Origin of the sequence: Streptomyces sp. NBC_01450 (assembly GCF_036227505.1) — a bacterium.
Lineage (GTDB): Bacteria > Actinomycetota > Actinomycetes > Streptomycetales > Streptomycetaceae > Streptomyces.
On record NZ_CP109480.1, the window covers coordinates 5,496,315 to 5,513,302 of the forward strand.

At 71.6% G+C, this 16,988-nt stretch carries 15 protein-coding genes; 2 read left to right on the plus strand and 13 right to left on the minus strand.

Annotated features, from left to right (window positions below; genetic code table 11):
• Positions 1 to 8: 8 nt before the first annotated feature.
• From kynU to OG568_RS24445, 11 genes are all read right to left on the minus strand, one after another.
• Positions 9 to 1,247: a kynureninase gene (kynU, locus tag OG568_RS24395; RefSeq protein ID WP_329533095.1), complete on the minus strand. Its 1,239-nt coding sequence runs from the start codon at positions 1,245 to 1,247 to the stop codon at positions 9 to 11.
• Positions 1,240 to 2,088, minus strand: coding sequence for a tryptophan 2,3-dioxygenase family protein (locus OG568_RS24400; protein WP_266584287.1), 849 nt, complete (start codon positions 2,086 to 2,088; stop codon positions 1,240 to 1,242). Before OG568_RS24400 ends, kynU begins: the two co-directional genes overlap by 8 nt.
• Before the next feature lie 185 nt (positions 2,089 to 2,273).
• Positions 2,274 to 2,687 carry a DUF3151 domain-containing protein gene (locus OG568_RS24405; RefSeq protein ID WP_095853459.1) on the minus strand — a complete coding sequence of 138 codons (414 nt, stop codon included), beginning with the start codon at positions 2,685 to 2,687 and terminating at the stop codon, positions 2,274 to 2,276.
• Positions 2,688 to 2,788: 101 nt separating this feature from the next.
• On the minus strand, positions 2,789 to 4,192 hold the full coding sequence (locus tag OG568_RS24410) for an MFS transporter (protein ID WP_443077748.1): 1,404 nt from the start codon (positions 4,190 to 4,192) through the stop codon (positions 2,789 to 2,791).
• Positions 4,193 to 4,452: 260 nt separating this feature from the next.
• A complete protein-coding gene (gene fbaA, locus OG568_RS24415; protein WP_266432050.1) occupies positions 4,453 to 5,475 on the minus strand; it encodes a class II fructose-bisphosphate aldolase in 1,023 nt (340 codons plus the stop codon).
• 184 nt (positions 5,476 to 5,659) lie between these two features.
• A complete protein-coding gene (gene pyrE / locus OG568_RS24420) occupies positions 5,660 to 6,208 on the minus strand; it encodes an orotate phosphoribosyltransferase (protein WP_329533097.1) in 549 nt (182 codons plus the stop codon).
• 10 nt (positions 6,209 to 6,218) lie between these two features.
• A complete protein-coding gene (locus tag OG568_RS24425; protein ID WP_329533098.1) occupies positions 6,219 to 7,007 on the minus strand; it encodes an aldose epimerase family protein in 789 nt (262 codons plus the stop codon).
• Positions 7,008 to 7,057: 50 nt separating this feature from the next.
• Positions 7,058 to 7,891, minus strand: coding sequence for an SRPBCC family protein (locus OG568_RS24430; RefSeq protein WP_329533099.1), 834 nt, complete (start codon positions 7,889 to 7,891; stop codon positions 7,058 to 7,060).
• A 68-nt stretch (positions 7,892 to 7,959) separates the two neighbouring features.
• Complete coding sequence (locus OG568_RS24435) at positions 7,960 to 9,603, minus strand: polyamine aminopropyltransferase (protein WP_329533100.1); 1,644 nt, start codon at positions 9,601 to 9,603, stop codon at positions 7,960 to 7,962.
• Between the two features lie 94 nt (positions 9,604 to 9,697).
• On the minus strand, positions 9,698 to 10,219 hold the full coding sequence (locus OG568_RS24440; RefSeq protein WP_266584274.1) for a DUF2617 family protein: 522 nt from the start codon (positions 10,217 to 10,219) through the stop codon (positions 9,698 to 9,700).
• Between the two features lie 410 nt (positions 10,220 to 10,629).
• Positions 10,630 to 10,950: a hypothetical protein gene (locus tag OG568_RS24445; RefSeq protein WP_266432056.1), complete on the minus strand. Its 321-nt coding sequence runs from the start codon at positions 10,948 to 10,950 to the stop codon at positions 10,630 to 10,632.
• 128 nt (positions 10,951 to 11,078) lie between these two features.
• Here OG568_RS24445 and OG568_RS24450 point away from each other — a divergent pair, with 128 nt between their 5' ends.
• Together OG568_RS24450 and OG568_RS24455 are read left to right on the plus strand one after the other, a co-directional pair.
• Complete coding sequence (locus tag OG568_RS24450) at positions 11,079 to 12,293, plus strand: pyridoxal phosphate-dependent aminotransferase (RefSeq protein WP_329533101.1); 1,215 nt, start codon at positions 11,079 to 11,081, stop codon at positions 12,291 to 12,293.
• 105 nt (positions 12,294 to 12,398) lie between these two features.
• On the plus strand, positions 12,399 to 13,598 hold the full coding sequence (locus OG568_RS24455) for a hypothetical protein (RefSeq protein ID WP_443077749.1): 1,200 nt from the start codon (positions 12,399 to 12,401) through the stop codon (positions 13,596 to 13,598).
• Between the two features lie 15 nt (positions 13,599 to 13,613).
• Here the strand turns inward: OG568_RS24455 and OG568_RS24460 are convergent, their stop codons facing one another.
• Together OG568_RS24460 and clpB are read right to left on the minus strand one after the other, a co-directional pair.
• Positions 13,614 to 14,150 (minus strand): YbjN domain-containing protein, encoded by a 537-nt coding sequence (locus OG568_RS24460; RefSeq protein ID WP_067374173.1) that lies wholly within the window; start codon positions 14,148 to 14,150, stop codon positions 13,614 to 13,616.
• Between the two features lie 173 nt (positions 14,151 to 14,323).
• Entirely contained in the window at positions 14,324 to 16,909 is a 2,586-nt protein-coding gene (clpB, locus tag OG568_RS24465; RefSeq protein WP_329533102.1) for an ATP-dependent chaperone ClpB, read from the minus strand.
• Positions 16,910 to 16,988: the final 79 nt, after the last annotated feature.

Consider the following 16,988-nt stretch of genomic DNA (forward strand, 5'->3'; position numbering starts at 1 on the left):
TGAGCCCGCTATCCCACCGTCTCCCCCAGCACCCGCGCCGCCCGCTCCACGTCACCGAAGCCCACATACAGGGGGGTGAAGCCGAAGCGGAGGACGTCGGGGTGGCGGAAGTCGCCCACGACGTCTTGTTCGATCAGCCGCTTCATGACCTCGCCCGCGTCCGCGCAGCGCAGGGCGACCTGGCTGCCTCGTTCGGCGTGGGCGGAGGGGGTGAGGGACTCCACTCGGCCCTGGGGGACGTACGCCGTGACGCATTCCAGGAAGAAGTCGGTCAGGGCGAGGGACTTGGTGCGGACGGAGTCGATCGAGACGCCTTCCCACACCTCCAGCGCGGCCTCCAGGGCCAGCATGGAGAGGATGTCCGGGGTGCCGACGCGGCCCCGCAGGGCACCCGGGGCCGGTTCGTAGACCGGGCTCATGCCGAAGGGATCGGCGTGGGAGTTCCAGCCGGGGAGCGGGGAGTCGAAGCGGGGCTGGAGGTCGGCGCGGACGTAGAGGTACGCCGGGGAGCCCGGGCCTCCGTTCAGGTACTTGTATGTGCAGCCGACCGCGAGGTCGACCCCGTGGCGGTCGAGGTCCACCGGCAGGGCCCCGGCGCTGTGGCACAGGTCCCAGACCGCCAGGGCGCCCGCGTCGTGGATCGCGGACGTGAGGGCCGGAAGGTCGTACAGGCGGCCGGTGCGGTAGTCGACGTGGTTCAGCAACACCGCCGCCGTGCGGGGGCCGAGTGCGGAGGGGACCTCCGACGGGTCCACGGGGCGCAGTTCGCAGCCCGTCATGCGGGCCGCCGACGCCGCGATGTAACCGTCCGTCGGGAACGTCGTCGCGTCGACGATGATCTCGTCACGCCCGGCGGAGGACGGAGCGGCCAGGCGGACCGCTCCCACCAGGGCCTTGAAGACGTTCACGCTGGTGGAGTCGCCCACCACGATCTGGCCCGGGGCCGCTCCGACCAGCGGCGCGATCCGGTCGCCGATCCGTTCCGGGGCCGTCCACCAGCCGCTCTCCTCCCAAGAGCGGATGCGCAGTTCGCCCCACTGGCGGCGTACGACGTCGTCGACCCGGCCGGGGACCGCCGCGGGGAGCGCGCCGAGCGAGTTCCCGTCCAGGTACACCACGTCGTCCAGGACGAACTGCGCGCGCAGTTTGGCGAGTTCGTCGGAGGCGTCCAGCTCGGCGGCCCTGACACCCAGGTCGGACCGCTCAGACCGTTCGAACCGCTCGGACCGTTCAAACCGCTCAGACATGGGACCTCGCCGTCCACAGCTCGGGGAACACGTTCTTCTGCGCCCGCTTCTCCAGCCAGGCCACCCCGGCGGAACCGCCCGTGCCCGTCTTCGCGCCCATCGCACGGCGCGTCGCGACGAGATGGTCGTTGCGCCATCGCCACACCAGTTCGGCGACGTCCGTCAGCACCTCTCCGAGGCGGGCGAGTTCATCGTGCTCGTCGCCCGCGTACAGGGTCGTCCACACCGCCTCCACCTCCGGCGAGGACTCGTAGCGCCGGGACACGTCCCGGTCCAGTACGGACGCCGGGACCGCGTGGCCGCGGCGCGCGAGCAGCCTCAGGACCTCGTCGTACAGGCTCGGTTCGTGCAGTGCCTTCTCCAGCTCGGCGTGCACGCGCGGCGCGCCCCGGTGCGGGACCAGCATGGACGCGGACTTCTCGCCGAGCAGGAACTCCATCCGGCGGTACATCGCGGACTGGAAGCCGGAGCCCTCGCCGAGGGCCGAGCGGTAGGAGTTGAACTGGGCGGGGGTGAGCTGGGCGAGGGGCCGCCAGGAGGCGTTCAGCGCCTCCAGCTCCCGTAGGGACCGCTTCAGCGCGGCCACCGCGACCGGCACCCGGTCCTCCCGGAGCGCGTCCGCGGCGGTCTCCCACTCGTGGACGATGACCGTGAACCACAGCTCCATGACCTGGGTGGTGACCAGGAAGACCATCTCTCCGGGGTCGTCGGAGAGGGTGTGCTGGAGGTGGGTCAGAACGTCCGCCTGGACATAGTCCTCGTACGGAGTCGTTCCTTGGAAGTCGAGATGCGGGGTCTCGGGCTCCTGAGCCTCGACGGGCTGAGCCTGCTGGGACGACATCGCTGTCTCCTGATGCGTACTTTGGGTAGCGGTCCGCCCCTGCCGTTACCGACACGGGGGCCCCGGTCCCCACCGGGCATCCTCCACAATCGTCACCCGAAACCGCAAGGTCCGCCCGGTCACATCGACCAGGCGGACCCGTACGACCTGCGAGTACACCCTGACGGGTACACCCTGGGGAGGACTCAGCCCAGCGTCTGCGCCGCCGTCGGCGAGGAGTCCTTCAGGAACTGGCTGCAGCGCTCGTACTCCTCCTGCTCGCCGATCGCCTGCGCGGCGCGGGCGAGGCCGTGCAGGGCACGCAGGAAGCCGCGGTTCGGCTCGTGCTCCCAGGGCACCGGGCCGTGGCCCTTCCAGCCGTTGCGGCGCAGGGAGTCCAGCCCGCGGTGGTAGCCCGTACGGGCGTACGCGTACGACTCGACGACACTGCCCCGCTCGAACGCGTCGTCGGCCAGCTGGGCCCAGGCGAGCGAGGAGGTGGGGTACTTGGCGGCGACATCGGCGGGCGCCGTGCCGTTCGCGAGGAGCTCACGCGGCTCCGGGTCGTCGGGGAGGTGAGTCGGGGGCGGGCCCCCGAGGAGGTTCTCGTGAATCGTCATACCTTCCAGTCTGCGGCACCCTCCGGGGGTCGTGCCGTACGGGGTACCCGGCGCCCGGGCAGCCGCCCCGGAGCCACGCCGGGCGGCCCCGCCTTCCGGTCTCACCGGGGCTGGGGCGGGCGCGACCTCGAAGGTTCCAGTGGCGGGGCCGTCACACAGCCGTGCGTACGGCACTGGGGGCGCCGACAGTCGGGAGCCGGGCGGCGCACGGTGGCGAAGGCCAGTACCGCCCCGACGACCAGCACCCCGGCGCACAGCGGCATCGCGCGCCGGAAGGCGGCGTTGAAGGCGTCCGCCGAGCGGTACGCCTCCGGGCCCATCCCGGTCAGCAGCGGCAGCGCGGCCACCGCGATCAGTCCGGCCGCCCGGGCCGCCGCGTTGTTGATCCCGCTGGCCAGGCCCGCCCGCCCGGCGTCCACGGAGGCGAGGACGGTCGCGGTCAGGGGCGCGACCAGGGTCACCATGCCCGCGCCCATCACCAGCAACGCGGGGAGCACATCGCTGACGTACGAGGCGTGCGGGCCCACCCGCAGCATGAGCAGCATGCCCGTCGCGCACAGCAGGGGGCCGACGGTGAGCGGGATGCGCGGGCCGATGCGCTGGGCGAGCTCGCCGGAGCGGGCGGAGAAGAGCAGCATCAGGACGGTCGTCGGCAGCAGCGCCGTACCGGCGCCCAGGGCCGAGTAGCCCGCCACGACCTGGAGCTGGAGCGCGGTCAGGAAGAAGAAGCCGCCGAAGGCCGCGTACACGCACAGCGTGACGAGGTTGACGGCCGTGAACTGGCGCGACGCGAAGATGTCCGGCGGCATCATCGGATCGGGGCGGCCCCGCTCGACGTACACGAACGCCACGCCGGCCGCCACGCCCCCGGCCGCCGACACCCACACCAGTACGGAACCGCTCGTGGCCTCGATCAGGGCGTATGTCACCAGCGCGAGCGCCAGGGCGCCGAGGGCGGCGCCGAGCACGTCGAAGCCCCGGCGGTGCGTGCGGCCGTCCCCCGACTCGGGGACGTGGCGCAGGGCGACGGGAACGCAGATCAGCGCCACCGGCAGGTTGATCAGGAAGACCCAGCGCCAGCCGGGGCCGTCCACCAGCCAGCCGCCCAGGAACGGGCCGACCGCCGCGCCGACGCCGCCGAAGCCCGACCACAGGCCGACGGCCCTGGCCCGGTCGTCGGGGTGGAAGGAGGCCTGGATGAGCGCGAGCGATCCGGGGGTCAGGAGCGCCCCGCCGATCCCCTGCAGGGCACGGGCCGCGATCAGCACGCCCCCGGTCGGCGCGAGGCCGCACAGCAGCGAGGCGGAGGCGAACCACACCACACCGAGGACGAAGATCTTGCGCCGCCCGAAGCGGTCGCCGAGTGACCCGCCGAGCAGGATCAGGCCCGCGAGGGTCAGCATGTACGCGTTCACGGTCCACTGGAGGGCGGCGAGGCCCGTGCCCAGGTCACGGCCGATCGTGGGCAGCGCGACGTTGACGACCGTCGAGTCCAGCATGGCCATGCTGGAGCCGAGGACGGTGGTCAGCAGGACCCACTTGCCGGTGGGGCTGGCGATCCGTACACCGGGCCCCGTTCCCGGACCTGATCCCGGATCCGTTCCTGGACCCGATCCTGGACCTGTTCCCGGCCCCGGACCCGTTCCCGGACCCTCGCCTGGATTCTCCTGCGGAAGCGCGGCCATACCTCGGAGCATACGGAAAGGCTCGGCACCACGGGGGGTGCCGAGCCCTTACTCGTACGGTCCGGGCAGAACCCGGGTGACTACTTGAGCTTGTTGCCCGCGGAGCGCAGCATCTCGCACGCCTCGGCGACACGCCCCGCCATGCCCGCCTCGGCGAGCTTGCCCCAGGTGCGCGGGTCGTAGGTCTTCTTGGAACCGACCTCGCCGTCGACCTTCAGGACACCGTCGTAGTTCTTGAACATGTGGTCCGCGACGGGGCGCGTGAACGCGTACTGGGTGTCGGTGTCGAGGTTCATCTTCACGACGCCGTTCTCCAGCGCGGTGGCGATCTCCTCGGCCGTGGAGCCGGAGCCGCCGTGGAAGACGAAGTCGAACGGAGACGGCTTGCCGTACTTGGCGGCGACGCCCTCGCTCAGCTCCTTCAGGAGGTCGGGGCGCAGCACGACGTTGCCCGGCTTGTAGACGCCGTGCACGTTGCCGAAGGACGCGGCGAGCAGGTAGCGGCCCTTCTCGCCCAGGCCGAGGGCCTCGGCGGTGCGCAGCGCGTCGTCGACGGTGGTGTAGAGGGAGTCGTTGATCTCGTGGCTGACGCCGTCCTCCTCACCGCCGGTCGGGGTGATCTCGACCTCGAGGATGATCTTCGCGGCGGCGGCCTTGGCGAGCAGCTCCTGGGCGATGGCCAGGTTGTCGGCGAGGGTCTCGGCGGAGCCGTCCCACATGTGCGACTGGAACAGCGGGTTCTCGCCCTTGGCGACGCGCTCGGCGGAGATGTCGAGCAGCGGACGCACGTACGTGTCCAGCTTGTCCTTGGGGCAGTGGTCCGTGTGCAGCGCGACGGTGATGTCGTACTTGGCGGCGACGATGTGCGCGAACTCGGCGAGCGCGACGGCGCCGATCACCATGTCCTTCTTGTGCTGGCCGCCGAGGAACTCCGCACCACCGGTGGACATCTGGATGATGCCGTCGCTCTCCGCCTCCGCGAAGCCGCGCAGTGCAGCGTGCAGGGTCTGGGAGGAGGTCACGTTGATGGCCGGGTAGGCGAACTTGCCTGCCTTCGCCCGGTCGAGCATCTCGTTGTAGACCTCGGGGGTTGCGATGGGCATCTGTCCGCTCCTTGTATGTGCGGGTCTGCGTACCGCTGATGCGGTACGACGGGACTGGTGCTTTCGGCCCTGACCTGGGGGGGCGACGTCATCGTCGTCCCCATCTTTCCAGACTTGACCGGATGCTCCAGACACCCTGTCCGGCATACGGGACCCCGATTTCCGCGGGGTCCCGTGCCGGCGTCTAGTCCAGGCCGAGATCCGTCTTGGAGTAGGCGAAGAAGTACGGCACTCCGGCCTTCTCGGCGACGGCCTCGGCGGCACCGGTGTCCCGGTCCACGATCGTGGCCACGGCGACGACCTCGGCACCGGCCTCGCGCAGCGCCTCCACCGCGGTCAGCACCGAGCCACCGGTGGTGGAGGTGTCCTCGACCGCCAGAACACGGCGTCCCTCGACCTCGGCACCCTCGATGCGACGCTGGAGGCCGTGGGCCTTGCCGGCCTTGCGCACGACAAAGGCGTCCAGCGCCTTCCCGCGCGCGGCGGAGGCATGCAGCATCGAGGTCGCGACCGGGTCCGCTCCGAGGGTCAGACCGCCGACGGCCTCGTAGTCGAGTTCGGCGGTCAGGTCGAGCATGACCTGACCGACCAGCGGAGCGGCCACACCGTCGAGCGTGATCCGGCGAAGGTCGATGTAGTAGTCGGCTTCCTTGCCCGACGAAAGGGTCACCTTGCCGTGCACCACGGCCTTGTCCTTGATCTGCTGCAGCAGCGCGCCGCGTACGTCACTCATGTCCGCCAGCTTAGAGGCGCCGCCAGCTCCAGGTCATGGTCGCCTCCAGGGGCTCGATGGGGGTGACCAGGCGCGGGTGGGTGTTCAGCCCGTTGGGCGGGCCGGTCTGCGGTTCGACGCACACGGCGGCCTCCTGCTCGTCGTACACCACCGCCCACTCCTCCCTGCTGGCGACCTTCAACTCCAGCTGCCCCGGCCAGGTGAGCGTGACGTCGACGCCGCCGGGCATGCCGAAGCAGTCGTCCCAGGGGCTGGGCTTCGGTTCGATGCGGCGGCCGGTGGGCAGGTGGTCCTCGCCGCGCTCCTCCTGCCAGGCCGGGGTGAAGTCGACCCGGACGTCCTCCTGGCCCAGGTTCCTGTTGAACCACGGGTGCCAGCCGAGCTGGCCGGGGAACGAGTCCTCGTACGTCTCCACGGACATGGTGACCGAGAAGGCGTCCTCGGTCAGGGTGAAGGCCTGGGTGACGCGACCGGGGTGGGGCCAGGGGTCCACGAGGTCGTACGTGATCACGGCCTCGGACTTGCTGGTGCGGGCGGTGCGCCAGGCGCCGTCCCGGGCGGTGCCGTGGATGGCGTTCGGTGGGGCGTTGAGCGGCATCTGCCGGACCGTGCTGCCGTCCAGGAAGCGGCCGTCGCGGATCCTTCCGCACCAAGGGACCATCGGGAAGCAGCCGAACTTCTGGCCCTGCCGCAGTAGTTCGGCGCCGCCGATTCGTAGACTGCCGATCCGTCCGCCGTTGCCGGGTGTGACGGTCACTTCCGCGTCGCCCGCGGTCAGCGTGATGTCTTCGTTACTCACGGAGTTGACCCTACTGGGCCTGATTCTTCGTCCGCCCCTTACGGGTGCGGTCAGCGGCGTTTGCGCAGGGCTCGGGTGACGGCGATGGCCGAGGCCAGGGCGACGGCCGCGGCGGGGGCCGCCCAGCGGAGCGTGGCGCGGGCGGTGGCGGTCTCCGGCGCCGGGACGGGGGCGTAGCGGCCACGCGGCGGGGCGTGGTCCACCTCCTCCGCGCTGCGGCCGATCATCGTCCGCCGCGCGTGCGCCGCCTCGGCCACGGCATCCTCTCTGTTCACACGACTCGGGGTGGTCGGGGCCGGTTCCTCCTCCTCGAAGAGGGGGGAGGGCTCGGGCTCCGGGGCGGGCTCGATCTCGGCTTCCGGCTCCCGCTCGACCTCCGGCTCCGGCTCCGGCTCCGGCTCCGGCTCGATCTCCGGCTCAGGCTCCCGTTCCAGCTCTCGCCCGGCGCCGACCGGTGGCGTCTGCGTCAGCCCCGCCAAGTTCTCGACGAACCGGTTCAGCAGGCGGCCCGTGGCCGCGGACACCGCGTCCGGGGAGAGTTCCGCCACGCGGCCGTCCGCGGTGGTGGTTCCGGTGATGGTGACGGTCGTGCCGCCGTCGGAGGGGGAGAAGGTGAGGGTGAGGGCGAGTTTCACGGTGCCGGGGCCGCGCGCCTCGGTGGCGTCGCCCTCGACGGCGTACGAGCCGTCGTCCCGGGCGGTGACCCGGACCGTCCCCCGGTAGGTGATGGTGTGGCCGCCGACGCGGACTCTCAGGCGCCCGGAGACGGGCGGCGTCCCGGCGTCCTGCTGGAGTCCGGGGACCGCCCGGGCCACCCGTACGGGATCGGCCAGCGCCTCCCTCAGCCGCTCGGCCTGAACCGGAACGAACACCTCATGCTCCATGTCGGCCGAGCCTACCCAGGACGGCCCGCACCGCACCCTCGTATCCGGGGATTCGTCCGTCCGCCGTCTCAGTCGGCGTAGCGCGGATGGACCAGTGTGGAGGGCGCCAGGCCGGGGACGCGGGTACGCCACGCGGCGTGCGCGTCGGCGGTGAGGGACGACTGTGTGAGCGTGCGCAGGTGCGGGCCGTGCGGGTCGAGCCGCAGGGGCGTGCCCGTGACGGAGGCCAGGACGAAGCCCCAGTCTCGGGGGGCACGCGACGCGCCCGCCGTGCGGTCGGGGCCGGCCGCGAAGCCGACGTCCCGGCCGCCGACGAGGTAGGGGGTGGTGCGCAGGCCCGCCGCCCGGAGCGTGGACACGACCGTCCAGAAGACGCGGGGACGGGAGGAGACGGGGCCCGCGTGGACGGCCAGCCGGCCGCCGGGGGCGAGGACGCGGCGCGCCAGGCCGTAGAACTCCTGCGAGTACAGCTTGGTGCTCGCCGTGATCCCGGGGTCGGGCAGGTCCGAGACGACCACGTCGTACGTCGACTCGGCCCCGCGCAGCCAGCCGAAGGCGTCGGCGGTGAACACGTGCACGCGCCGGTCGCCGAACGCGTGAGCGTTGAGCGCCGACAGGGCCGGGTCGGTGCGCGCCAACCGCACCACCCCTGGGTCGAGTTCGACGACGTCGACGCTGCGTACGCCCGGATCGCGCAGCACCTCGCGGGTGGCGAGTCCGTCGCCGCCGCCGAGGACGAGCACGCGCGCGTGGGGACCGTTCATCGCGGGGTGGACCAGTGCCTCGTGGTAGCGGTGCTCGTCGCGGCCGCTGACCCGCAGGCGTCCGTCGAGGAAGAGGCCGAGCGGGCGGCCGTGCGTGCCGCCGGTGAGCACGACCTCCTGGACGCCGGTCCGCAGGGCGACCCGTACGTCCTTGCCGTACACGGCGCGCCGGGCCGCACGTTCGAAGTCGTCGACGTGGGCGGCGGCCGTGGCGAGCAGACCGAGGACCAGGAGGTTGGCGATCAGCAGGAACCAGCGTCCGCGTCGGCTCAAGTCCCGGCGGAACAGGCCCAGTACGAGGGCGCCGCCGGCCAGCGCGTTCACGGTTCCGGTGAGCAGCGCGCCTTCCAGTTGCCCGAGGAGGGGGAGCAGGAGGAAGGGGAAGGCGAGTCCGCCGACGAGGGCGCCGACGTAGTCCGCCGCGAAGAGGTCCGCCACCGCCCCGCCGGGGTCCTGGCGGCGGATGCGCTGTATCAGCTCCATGAGGAGGGGGACTTCGGCGCCGATGAGAAGGCCGATGGCGAGGGAGAAGGCCGCCAGGAGGTAGCGCGAGCCGCTCGACCAGACCCCGCCCCAGTCGCCGGTCCACGCGAACGCCGCGTACAGGGCCATCGCGCTGCAGCCGCCGACCAGGGCGAGCGCCGCCTCGACGGCGCCGAAGCCCGCCGCGGCGCGGGGGCGCAAACGTTTCGCGGCGAGAGAGCCGACGCCCATGGCGAAGACCATCACGGAGAGGATCACGGAGGCCTGGGTGACCGAGTCGCCGATCAGGTACGAGGCGAGGGCGACGAGTTCGAGTTCGTACACGAGTCCGCAGGCGGCACAGACGAACACGCCCGCGAGGACCAGGAACCGCCCGGTGCCCGGGCGGACGGGCAGCCGCGCCTGGCCCTGGACGCCCCAGGGCGGCGGCGCGCCGGGGGGAGCAGGCGCGTGCGGTTCGATCACGCTGGGAACGCTACGTCACGCCACCACGACGCTTCGTCACCCACACGTGTGGAAATGCCGTCCCGATGGGTGGCGTCCGCGGCCGAAGCGCCCCTCAACGCGCCCTCGCCGTCACCCGTACCCCCACCCTCGTGCGCGTCGCCACCAGTTGGCCCTCCTGCGGGTAGGCATGCCACGTACGCCAGTGGACCTGCCCTTCGTGGCGCTGGGCGAGCAGCGCGGTGAAGGCGTGCGGGCTGCCGGGGAAGACGCCGGCCAGTCCGTTGGGGTGGTCGGAGACCAGGGCCAGTAACTCCTGTGCCCGCCCCGCGAAGGACCCGCAGGAGAGCGTCTCGACGCGCGCCGCGAACTCGTACTCCCAGTCACCGACCCGCTTGGCCACCCCGAGCGGAAGCGGCATGCTGCTGCCGGCGATGCACGCGACGGTTTCCGAACAGATGCCCCGCTCCTCCTCCAGGAGGACCTGGTGGGACGCGCCGAGGAGCCGCAACTGCAGTCTCGCCCCGTCGAGTTCGAGGTCGAGGGTGGCGAGCGCGGGGAGCGGTTCGCGCCCCAGGGCCCAGGCGAGATCGGCCGCGCGCGTGTCGGTGTACGAGGTGTTCAGGGTCGTGAGCATGGGTCGGCTCCGCTAGCACGCAAAAAGGGAGGTGGGGGGTCCGGCGCACCCGGTCGGTATCTCGGTACCGGGGGATCGGACCGGTCAGCCCGGTCTGCCCTGTGAGGAAGGGACGATCCGAGGGCTGCTTTGGTGAATTAGAGGGAATCATGAACTGTGGCGCCACCACAGCGTTTTTACCCAACTTCGTAGGGTTTCCATCCCCCCGAGGGCTCCACAGTTCAACTGTTCAACCACGGCGTGCGCCGGGCGCGCGCCACAAGGGGCGCGGGGCAGTGACATCTGCGGCTCGGCCGCGCGGGCGTAACCAGCCCCCACCGGCCCGCGGCCGAGGGCCCTCCCTCGACCCCCGCACCCCCACGCCCCCGCACCCCCACGCCCCCACGCCCCCGGCGAAGTTCAGCTGTGGGTCAGCTGCCTCCGCCGCACCCCCCGCCGCCCCCGCAGGACGACCCGCCTCCGCAGGACGAGCCACCCCCGCACGACGAGTGCCCGCCGCACGAGTGCCCCCCGTGGTGCCCGCCGGACGAACCGCCGCCGCAGGACGACGCTCCCCCGGCCCCGCCGGCCCACCAGCTGCCGGAGCTGTCCGACCCGCCCCGCGAGCGGCGGCGGGCGGCCGAACCCGACGAGCTCTTCGAGAGCCCGACCTTCTTGCGGCCGCGGACGGCGGCACGCAGCGACACGACGAACAGGATGAAGACGACCGCCAGGATGAAGCCGATGAACATGGCGTCACCCTCCTTTCGTTCCCCCGAAGCGACCCCCCGTGGGCGCCTCGCTTCTTGCGTGCCAGGGGGATGCCCTCGCGTCTCACCAGGCAAAGCCGAGTTGAGGAAGTCCAGAGCTTCGGCGCAGGATGACCGGCATGAACTCCAACGGCCGCCGCCCCTTCCTCAACCGTCGACTCGCCGAGTTCGGCACGACGATCTTCGCCGAGATGTCGGCCCTGGCCCTGAGCACCGGATCGATCAACCTCGGTCAGGGCTTCCCGGACACGGACGGGCCCGAGGAGATCCGGGAGGCCGCCGTACGGGCGCTGCGCGACGGGCGCGGTAACCAGTACCCGCCGGGCCCGGGCGTGCCCGAGCTGCGTACGGCGATCGCCGCGCACCAGAAGCACCGGTACGGACTGTCGTACGACCCGGACCGTGAGGTGCTGGTCACGGCCGGTGCGACGGAGGCCATCGCGGCGGCGCTGCTCGCGCTGGTCGAGCCCGGTGACGAGGTCATCGCCCTGGAGCCGTACTACGACTCCTACGCGGCCAGCATCGCGATGGCGGGCGGGACCAGGATCCCGGTCACCCTGCGCCCGCACGAGGAGACCCTCGACGGAGTCACCCACCGGCGCTTCAGGCTCGACCTCGACGAGCTGCGCGACGCGGTCACCGACAACACGCGGCTGCTGCTCGTCAACACCCCGCACAACCCGACCGGCACCGTCCTGACCCGCGAGGAGCTCGGGGAGATCGCGGAGCTCGCCGTCGAGCGGGATCTCCTCGTCATCACGGACGAGGTGTACGAGCACCTGGTCTTCGACGACGCCGAGCACGTGCCGCTGGCCTCCTTCCCGGGGATGCGGGAGCGGACGGTCACCATCGGCAGCGCGGGGAAGACCTTCTCCTTCACGGGGTGGAAGGTGGGCTGGGTGACGGGCACGCCGGACCTCGTCACCGCCGTACGGTCGGCCAAGCAGTTCCTGACGTACGTGGCGTCCGGGCCGTTCCAGTACGCCGTGGCCGAGGCGCTGGCGCTGCCGGACACGTACTTCGAGGCGTTCCGCGCGGACATGCTGGCCAAGCGGGACGTACTGGCGGCCGGGCTCACGGAGGCGGGGTTCAAGGTCTTCCGGCCGGCGGGCACGTACTTCATCACCACCGACATCCGGCCGCTCGGCGAGTCCGACGGCTTCGCCTTCTGCCGCGCGCTTCCCGAGCGCGCCGGGGTCGTCGCCATCCCGAACGCGGTCTTCTACGACCACCGGGAGGCGGGCGCGCCCTTCGTGCGGTTCGCGTTCTGCAAGCGGACCGACGTGCTGGAGGAGGCGGCGAAGCGGCTCAAGGCGGCCTGGTAGCGCGGGGCCCCGGACGGCGGGCAGGGCGCGCCGAAGTGGGGGAAAGCGCGCTCACCCAGGCGTGTAAAGCTCGCAAATGCCCCGTAAGGGACGCACAGTTCGGGTGTGACCCACGCCAGTACCCTTCCGGCCCCCGCCGCCCCGAAGCCCGGTGACGAGGGGCACGGCCGCCCCGCGCGCCCCGCGCACGGCCTGTCCCCTGTCGCGCAGGCACTGGCGCTGTTCGCGGCGGCGCGCATCGTCGGCGTTCTCGTGCTCGCCGGAACCGCCTGGGCGGGCGGCAAACGGCCCCTCGCCCTGCTCGGACGGTCCTGGGACTCGCTCTGGTACCTGGGGATCGCGGCACACGGCTACGCACGCACCCTGTACTTCAGGCCCACCGTCGTCCACAGCGACCTGGCCTTCTTCCCGCTCTACCCGGGGCTGATCCGCGCCGTCACCACACTGACCCCGCTGAGCGGCGGCGCGGCGGGCCTGTTGATCGCCTGGACCGCCGCCGCGGTCGCCGCCTGCGGGATCTACGCGATCGGGGCCCGGCTGCACGGCCGCGCCGTCGCCACCGCCCTGGTCCTGCTCTGGGGCCTGCTCCCGCACTCGATCGTGCTGTCCCTGGCGTACACCGAGCCCGTCCTCACCGCCTTCGCCGCCTGGTCGCTGTACGCCGTGCTCACCGAGCGCTGGCTGTGGGCGGGCGCGCTGGCCGCGCTCGCGGGCGTGTCGCGGCCGAACGGGCTCGCGGTGGCCGCGGCGGTGCTGGCCGCGGCGGCGTGCGAGATCTGGCGGCGGCGCGGGCGGGTTACCCACAGGCTGTGGACGGGCGCCGCGCTCGCGCCGGTCGGCTGGGGCGGCTATGTGCTGTGGGTGGGCCGGCGCGAGGGCGATCCGTTCGGCGGCTATTTCGAGGTGCAGCGGCTGTGGGGCTCACGCTTCGACTTCGGCGTCGGCTCGCTGCGCTTCGTCCGGCATCTGCTGACGCACGGGGACCGTTTCGTGTTCCCGATGACGATGGTGGTCGTGGCGGCGGCCGTGCTGCTGTACGGGCTGCTGATCGCGGACCGTGCCCCGCTGCCGCTGCTCGTGCACAGCGGCGTACTGCTGCTGATCGCGCTCGGCGGGTCCGGGTTCTTCGAGTGCAAGCCGCGCTTCCTGCTGCCCGCGTTCCCGCTGCTGCTGCCGCTCGCGCGGGCGCTGGTCCGCACGGCAAGAGCCCGGCCCTGGCACGCCGCCCTGGTGGTCGGCGCCCTGGCCGGGCTCTCGTTCGCCTACGGCGCGTATCTGGTCGTCATCGCTCACACGCCGTTGTAAAACCTGGTGGGAGGACTACTCCTCGTCGTCGTCCTCGGGCTTCTCCTCCGCCTCGTTGACTTCCTGCTCGAGGCCGAGCTGCTCGACGAGCCACTTGTCGAACTCGATGGCCGCCCGCACCCAGCTGACCGTCGACGACACGAAGTGCTCGAGGGCGACGCCGGTGCCGATCAGCATCTGCGCCTCGCCGATCAGGCGGACGGTGCCGTCGTCATGCGTGTGGCTGTAGACCTTGGGCCACAGCGTGCGGCGGTTCCAGTCGTCGATGGACTCCAGCAGAGTCGGCTTCTCGTCGATCTGGTGCGGCCGGTCGTAGAACGTCCGCACCGAGAAGACCTGCTGGTCCCCTTCGCCGCGGAACATGAAGTACGTACGGAACTCCTCCCACGGCGCCGCGAGGTCACCCTCGTCGTCGACGACGTACTTCAGCTCCATCTGGTCCAGGAGCTGCTTCACGAGGTCCTGATCCGGGACGACGGGGCCCGCCGGTCCGCCGGGCTGCGGCTCGGGCTGGCCCCCGAAATTCGGAATCGAGGACGGGTCGATGCTCACCGTGTATTTCCCTTCGTACGGATGCTGCCATCCTCCCCCATCACGGGCGGTCAGTGGCAACCCCACAGGCAAAGGCACGGACACCGCCACCGGGAGTGTGTATCCGATGCGGCCAGTGACGACGGCGCCGGAGGGACCGGCGCCGTCGAACGCGGGGGATCGGACCGCCCGGACTACTGCGCGGCTCCCACGATCAGGCTGTCCCCGAAGGCGTCCACCCGGACCGTGTCGCCGTCCTTGACCTCGCCCGCCAGGATCTCCTTGGCGAGCCGGTCGCCGATCGCGGTCTGCACGAGGCGGCGCAGCGGCCGGGCCCCGTACGCCGGATCGTTGCCCTCGTCCGCGAGCCAGGCCAGGGCCGCGTCGGTGACCTCCAGGGTGAGCCTGCGCTCGGCCAGCCGCTTGGCGAGGCGGCCGATCTGAAGCCCGGCGATGCGCTCCAGTTCCTCCTTGTTCAGCGCCGAGAAGACCACGAGGTCGTCGAGCCGGTTGAGGAACTCCGGCTTGAAGGAGGCCCGTACGACTTCCAGGACCTGCTGCTTCTTCTCCTCCTCGGAGGTCAGCGGCTCCACCAGGAACTGACTGCCCAGGTTGGAGGTCAGGATGAGGATGGTGTTGCGGAAGTCGACCGTGCGGCCCTGTCCGTCGGTGAGCCGTCCGTCGTCCAGCACCTGGAGCAGGATGTCGAAGACCTCCGGGTGCGCCTTCTCGACCTCGTCGAGCAGGACGACGCTGTACGGGCGCCGGCGCACGGCCTCCGTGAGCTGGCCGCCCTCCTCGTAGCCGATGTACCCGGGCGGGGCGCCGACCAGCCGGGCGACGCTGTGCTTCTCGCCGTACTCGCTCATGTCGATGCGGATCATGGCCCGCTCGTCGTCGAAGAGGAAGTCCGCGAGGGCCTTGGCGAGTTCGGTCTTGCCGACGCCGGTCGGGCCGAGGAAGAGGAAGGATCCGGTGGGGCGGTCCGGGTCGGCGATGCCGGCGCGGGTGCGCCGTACGGCGTCGGACACGGCCTGGACGGCCTCGCTCTGGCCGATGAGGCGGCGGCCCAGCTCCTCCTCCATGCGCAGGAGCTTCTGGGTCTCGCCCTCCAGGAGGCGCCCGGCCGGGATGCCCGTCCAGGAGCCGACCACGTCCGCGATGTCGTCGGGGCCGACCTCCTCCTTGACCATGGTGTCCCTGGCCGCTTCCTCCTCCGCCTCGGAGGCCTCCTCCAGGTCCCGCTCCAGGGTGGGGATCTCGCCGTAGAGCAGCTTGGAGGCGGTGTCGAAGTCGCCGTCGCGCTGGGCGCGTTCGGCCTGACCGCGCAGCCCGTCGAGCTTCTCCTTCAGCTCACCGACACGGTTGAGGGACTGCTTCTCCTTCTCCCAGCGGGCGGTCAGGCCCCGCAGCTCCTCCTCCTTGTCGGCGAGGTCGCGGCGCAGCTTCTCCAGACGCTGCCGGGAGGCGGGATCGGTCTCCTTGTCGAGGGCCAGCTCCTCCATGCGCAGCCGGTCCACCGCGCGCTGGAGCTCGTCGATCTCGACGGGGGACGAGTCGATCTCCATGCGCAGCCGGGAGGCGGCCTCGTCGACGAGGTCGATGGCCTTGTCGGGCAGGAAGCGGGAGGTGATGTACCGGTCGGAGAGGGTGGCCGCGGCGACCAGCGCGCTGTCCGCGATCACGACCTTGTGGTGGGCCTCGTAGCGGCCCTTGAGTCCGCGCAGGATCGCGATGGTGTCCTCGACGGACGGCTCGGCGACCAGGACCTGCTGGAAGCGGCGCTCCAGGGCGGGGTCCTTCTCGATCCGCTCGCGGTACTCGTCGAGGGTGGTGGCGCCGACCATGCGCAGCTCACCGCGGGCGAGCATCGGCTTGAGCATGTTGCCTGCGTCCATGGCGGAGTCGCCGCCCGCGCCCGCGCCGACGACCGTGTGCAGCTCGTCGATGAAGGTGATGATCTGCCCGTCGGAGTCCTTGATCTCGGCGAGGACGGTCTTCAGCCGCTCCTCGAACTCGCCCCGGTACTTCGCCCCGGCGACCATGGCGCCGAGGTCGAGCGAGACGAGCCGCTTGTTCTTGAGCGACTCGGGCACGTCGCCCTTCACGATCCGCTGGGCGAGCCCCTCCACGACGGCGGTCTTGCCGACGCCGGGCTCACCGATGAGGACGGGGTTGTTCTTGGTGCGCCGGGACAGCACCTGCACGACCCGGCGGATCTCCTGGTCCCGGCCGATGACCGGGTCGAGCTTGCCGTCGCGCGCGGCGGCGGTGAAGTCCGTACCGAACTTCTCGAGTGCCTTGTACTGGCCCTCGGGATCCGGAGTCGTCACCCGGCGCCCTCCCCTGGTCTTCTGGAACGCCTCCAGCAGCTTCTTCGCACCGGCGCCCTGCTGGGAGAGTACGTCGCCGCTCTGGCCGCCCTTCGCGGCGATCCCCATGAGGAGGTGCTCGGTGGAGAGGTACTCGTCCCCGAGCTCCTTGGCCTTGTCGGCCGCCTCGGCGAGGACGGCGAGCAGTTCGCGGTTGGGCTGCGGGGGCGCGACGGTGGATCCGGTCACGCTGGGCAGGCCGGCGAGGACGCGCTCGGCCCCGGCCCGTACGGCGGCCTGGTCGGCGTCGACCGCGGACAGCAGGTCGGTGATGTTCTCGTTGTCCTGACCCCCGAGCAGCGCGAGCAGCAGGTGGGCAGGGGTGAGGTCGGGGTGCCCCTCGGACACGGCCCGGCTGGTGGCCGCGTTGATCGCGTCCCGGCTCCTGTTGGTCAGCTCGGCGTCCACGTTCGCGTTCTCCTCCTCAATACGACCCTGATGTACGGACTGACTCGCCTAACGTACACAAAGTTGAGTCTATTCCACT

Coding starts and splice junctions, on each gene's coding strand:
- OG568_RS24400 (WP_266584287.1), bottom strand. CDS start 2,088: ATGTCGTCCCAGCAGGCTCAGCCCGTCGAGGCTCAGGAGCCCGAGACC.
- OG568_RS24445 (WP_266432056.1), bottom strand. CDS start 10,950: ATGTTCATCGGCTTCATCCTGGCGGTCGTCTTCATCCTGTTCGTCGTG.
- fbaA (WP_266432050.1), bottom strand. CDS start 5,475: ATGCCCATCGCAACCCCCGAGGTCTACAACGAGATGCTCGACCGGGCG.
- pyrE (WP_329533097.1), bottom strand. CDS start 6,208: ATGAGTGACGTACGCGGCGCGCTGCTGCAGCAGATCAAGGACAAGGCC.
- OG568_RS24410 (WP_443077748.1), bottom strand. CDS start 4,192: ATGGCCATGCTGGACTCGACGGTCGTCAACGTCGCGCTGCCCACGATC.
- OG568_RS24450 (WP_329533101.1), top strand. CDS start 11,079: ATGACCGGCATGAACTCCAACGGCCGCCGCCCCTTCCTCAACCGTCGA.
- OG568_RS24430 (WP_329533099.1), bottom strand. CDS start 7,891: ATGGAGCATGAGGTGTTCGTTCCGGTTCAGGCCGAGCGGCTGAGGGAG.
- OG568_RS24440 (WP_266584274.1), bottom strand. CDS start 10,219: ATGCTCACGACCCTGAACACCTCGTACACCGACACGCGCGCGGCCGAT.
- kynU (WP_329533095.1), bottom strand. CDS start 1,247: ATGTCTGAGCGGTTTGAACGGTCCGAGCGGTTCGAACGGTCTGAGCGG.
- OG568_RS24405 (WP_095853459.1), bottom strand. CDS start 2,687: ATGACGATTCACGAGAACCTCCTCGGGGGCCCGCCCCCGACTCACCTC.